Source organism: Glycomyces dulcitolivorans (assembly GCF_003265355.1).
GTDB lineage: Bacteria > Actinomycetota > Actinomycetes > Mycobacteriales > Micromonosporaceae > Glycomyces > Glycomyces dulcitolivorans.
Map to the genome: position 1 here is coordinate 2248 of NZ_QFRW01000043.1, position 4273 is coordinate 6520.

Sequence of the window (4273 nt, forward strand, 5' to 3'; positions counted from 1 at the left end):
CCGCCCTCTAGCTCAGCGGCGGGTACGCGTTCTCCAGCAGCTCCGCGAACTGCTCGGAGGACCAGTGGCCCGACAGCGGCATCTCGCCGCGCGCGCCGCTCATGTTGAAGTTGTTGCGCACGTTGCCCTCGTACGCGGGGTCGCACATCTGGTCGAAGCCCTTGCCCTCGTTGTTCGGGATCTCCTCGGAGGCGCCGTCGGACTCGCCCGGGGGCTTGATCCACACGTAGGCGTCGATGCCCGCCTCCGGGTTCACCTGCGGGCGCTCGCCGAGGCCGGCGGCGTCCTGGTTGCACCAGTTGCCCTTGTTGAACCGCGGATCGATGCGCGACTCGTCCACGAAGGTCACCGGGTCGGTCGAGGTCGACGCGCCGGTCGGCCGGTCCGGGCCGCCCCAGCCGTTGCGGCTGGTGTCGATGAGCATGCCGATGTCGGCGTTGAACCCGTTGGACACCAGCTCGTCGCGGAACGCGGTCGAGAAGTCGATCTCCCCGTTGTAGGCGTTCCAGTCGACCCACTTGACGTCGCCGTTCTGGTTGAGCGGCTTGCCGCCGACGACCTGGTCGACCTCCCAGTAGGGCTCCTCCAGCACCGAGTAGTTCGCGGTGTTGGTGATGAACCCGTGCACGTCGTCGGCGGTCATGCCGTTCTCGCCGATGAGCGAGCCGAACAGCGCCGCGGAGGCGTGGAAGTTGTCGTACTGCGGGTCGTCGTTGGTCCACCCGATCCAGCCGTGGTGGCCCGCGTCCAGGTAGTTGTAGGTGTTCGGCAGGGCGCCGAGCTCGGCCGCGGCGTAGGAGACGCCGTCGACGTAGTTCCCGTTCGCCTTCATGGTGTCGCAGTTCGCCGTCGCGGTCGCGCGCGGCGAGACGTTGGTGACCAGGTTCGGGAGCGAGTCGATCTCGATGACGTTGACGATCCGCAGCCCGGAGTAGGCCGGGTCGGACTGGATCTCGGCGATCGGGTCGATGTACTCGCTCTTGTACCGGTCGATCTCGTCGGCGGCGAGCTCGCCGTTGGAGGCGAGCGCCGCGCAGTCGCGGCCCGGCAGGTTGTAGATGACGAACTGGATGACGTCCGCCCCCTGCGCGACGGCCTCGTCGAGGTGGTCGCGCAGGCCCATGGAGCCGGTGGTGGGGGAGTCGTTGCCCTCGATCGCGCTGATGCGGTCGAGCCACACGCCGGTGGCCTGGTCGGCGATGGCGTCGCCGCCGGGCTCGGCCGCGGCGTTGGCCGACCAGACCGGGTTCACGTAGACCTGCGCCCCCTCGTAGGGGTTGTCGACCTTGGCCTGCGCGGCCTCCAGGTCCTGCGCGCCGGCGGTGTTGACCGCCAGGGCGCCGGCGGTGGCCGCCGCTGCGGCCGCGGCCGCCAGTGCGGCCAGGCGCCGGGGTTGTCGTCTGCTTCGGTTGAGCGTCATGTGCCTTCCCTTTGCTTCGTCGGCTGGGGAGCGGCGCCGCGTGTACCGGGTCCCACGGAAGCGCTCCCAACATCACATCGAAGTTTGCCTATGTATCAGTGTGATGTCAAGAGGGTTGCGACCAGAGAATCCGGAAAAGTCAGATTGGCGGCATAGATGGCGACTCAGGGTATTGATCCGACTTCAAAGAGTGGGCAATTGCCCTAAATGGAACAAATCATCTCCAATGTGGATTGGAGCGCTGCCGTTTTCGAGGCATGCGAAAAGCCGGTCCCTCGCGCGCGTCCTCCCTCGGCCTCGGCCGTGGTGCGCTGCGCTGGACCGGCTTGTGCCAGGCAGAAATATGCGGTTGGCGGTCGCCTTCGCGTGCGACCCCGTCAGGACTGGGCGTTGCCCGTTTCGAACGTGACCTGAGCTCCGGCGTCCCCTTCGAGCAGGGCCCGGACCTCGGACTCGCGGAACCGACGGTGGCCGCCCGGCGTGCGAATGCTCCCGATCCGGCCGGCCGCGGCCCAGCGCGTCACCGTTTTCGGATCGACGCGGAACAGCGAGGCGACTTCGCCGGGTGTGAGTAGGCGGTCCTCGGTCTCCATGATTTCTTCCTCCCCGTGATGAAGACTCACTTCGTGCGTTAAACCCATTACACCACTATTCAGTCAAACCTGCCATGAGTTCTTGGACATACTTTCGGTCGGTAGGTACTGCCTGAACGTACCACGCGTATGTCAACGGCGCTCTGAGCCGTTTCCGACGCTCTAGGAGTTTGCGGGGATGAGGTAGGCACAGGACCCAAGCGGTAACTCCCGTTATCCTCATGTAGTGGACGAGATCGACCGGACCATCGTGAACCTGCTGCGCGCCGACGGGCGCACCTCTTACGCCGAACTGGCGCGCAGGGTCGGGCTCACCGCGCCTTCCGTGCAGGACCGCGTCGTGAAACTGGAGCGGAACGGCGTCATCGCGGGTTACACCGCCGTCGTCGACTCCGAGGCGATCGGACTCGGGATCACGGCCCTCATAGGCATCATTCCCGACAATTCGGCTGACCACCTGGACATCTGCGAACGGCTCCGCGCCATTCCGCAGATCGAGTCGTGCTATTTCCTCGCCGGCGTCGAGTGCTACCAGCTCAAGGTCCGCGTCCCCAAGATGGCCGACCTCGAACAGCTGATCCACCGCGTCGGCGCGATCCCCGGGGTCGCGCAGACCCGCACCACCATCACGCTCTCCACCAAATGGGAGGACCGGCCGCAGCCGATCCCCTCGGACGGGGACGACCATGGAGTCGATTGACCGCACGCGCGATCGGCTCTGGACCAACTGGGCGATCACCACAGTGGAGGCCGACGCGAACCGCTCGGCCGACACCCACCTGCTCCCCTTCCCTTTGCCGCCCGAGTGGGGCGTGGACCTGTACCTCAAGGACGAGTCGGCCCACCCGACCGGCTCGCTCAAGCACCGCCTCGCGCGCTCGCTGTTCCTGTACGCGATCTGCAACGGCTGGATCGACGAGGGCACGCCGGTCGTCGAGGCGTCCAGCGGCTCGACGGCCGTGAGCGAGGCGTACTTCGCGCGGATGCTCGGGCTGCCGTTCACCGCGGTCATGCCCGAGTCCACCAGCAGCGCCAAGATCGCGCAGATCGAGTTCTACGGCGGCAAGGCCCACCTGGTGCGCGAGGCCTCCGCGGTCTGCGCCGAGGCCGAGCGCCTGGCCGCCGAGACCGGCGGGCACTTCATGGACCAGTTCACGTACGCCGAGCGGGCCACCGACTGGCGCGGGAACAACAACATCGCCGAGTCGGTGTTCGAGCAGATGCGCCTGGAGCGCCACCCGGTCCCGGCCTGGATCGTGGTCGGCGCGGGCACCGGCGGCACCTCGGCGACCATCGGCCGGTACGTGCGCTACCGCCGCCACGACACGAGCCTGTGCGTGGTCGACCCCGAGCACTCGGCGTTCTTCGCCGGCTGGCGCGACCGCGACTCCGAGGCGGTGGCCGGCCGCGGCTCGCGCATCGAGGGCATCGGGCGCCCGCGCGTGGAGCCCTCGTTCATCCCCGGCCTCGTCGACCGGATGGTCAAAGTGGACGACGCCGAGTCGATCGCGTGCATGCGCTGGGCCTCCGAGCGGATGGGTCGCCGCCTCGGCGGCTCGACCGGGACGAACCTCGTCGCCGCGCTGTCGCTCATCGCGGAGATGCGCGAGGCCGGCCGCGGCGGCAGCATCGTGACGCTGCTGTGCGACTCCGGGCAGCGCTACGGCGCGACGTACTTCGACGACGACTGGGTCGCGTCCCAGGGCATCGACCTCGCGGCGGCCGCCGAGCGGCTCGCGCCGATCCTGCCCGCCTGACACGTTCGGGTGAATCGGGGCCGTGCGGGGCTGTTTCTGTCGTACCCCTCGCGGAAGGTGGAGGCCTATGCTTCCCCTGGGAGGGTGGGGGGTAGGGATGGTAGTACTCCTACCCCACCCACCCCGCCCTTCGGGCGGAGCGCGTCGAGAAGCGCACTCGCGAAAGGCTTGTGCGAGCGCTTACATCGGGTTACGATACTCGCCAAACAAATCGATACCCATGAGTACATAGATCCCTGACGAGGCCCGGCACCGCCGGGGGATCACGGCACCGGAATCGCGCGGCGGACTCCGGCGCGGGGTTGAATCGTTTCATGCGGCTGCTCGCGGCATGCCGGACGACCGTCCCCGACTTCGACCGATCCCTCCCCTCCCCGGGGCCGCGGCATGACGGCTCGTCATGCCGCGGCCCTCGACTTCGAGCTCTGGAGCGCACATGCAGAACCCGACCGAGCGCCCGAACCCGTTCGGCGCCAAGCTCACCCGCCGCTCGCTCGGCCTCC

4 protein-coding genes are annotated in these 4273 nt (G+C 68.0%); 2 read left to right on the forward strand and 2 right to left on the reverse strand.

All coding sequences use genetic code 11. The features are described 5' to 3' along the window. Positions 1–7: 7 nt before the first annotated feature. Positions 8–1420, reverse strand: coding sequence for a glycoside hydrolase family 6 protein (locus DI269_RS02560; protein ID WP_112133573.1), 1413 nt, complete (start codon positions 1418–1420; stop codon positions 8–10). 377 nt (positions 1421–1797) lie between these two features. Further along, entirely contained in the window at positions 1798–2013 is a 216-nt protein-coding gene (locus DI269_RS02565; RefSeq protein ID WP_112133574.1) for a BldC family transcriptional regulator, read from the reverse strand. 226 nt (positions 2014–2239) lie between these two features. On the opposite strand from DI269_RS02565, the gene DI269_RS02570 reads away from it, so the two are divergent. Beyond that, positions 2240–2713 carry an Lrp/AsnC family transcriptional regulator gene (locus tag DI269_RS02570; protein WP_112133575.1) on the forward strand — a complete coding sequence of 158 codons (474 nt, stop codon included), beginning with the start codon at positions 2240–2242 and terminating at the stop codon, positions 2711–2713. Further along, positions 2700–3770, forward strand: coding sequence for an L-cysteine desulfhydrase Cds1 (gene cds1, locus DI269_RS02575; RefSeq protein WP_112133576.1), 1071 nt, complete (start codon positions 2700–2702; stop codon positions 3768–3770). The genes DI269_RS02570 and cds1 overlap by 14 nt, the downstream gene beginning before the upstream one ends. Positions 3771–4273: the final 503 nt, after the last annotated feature.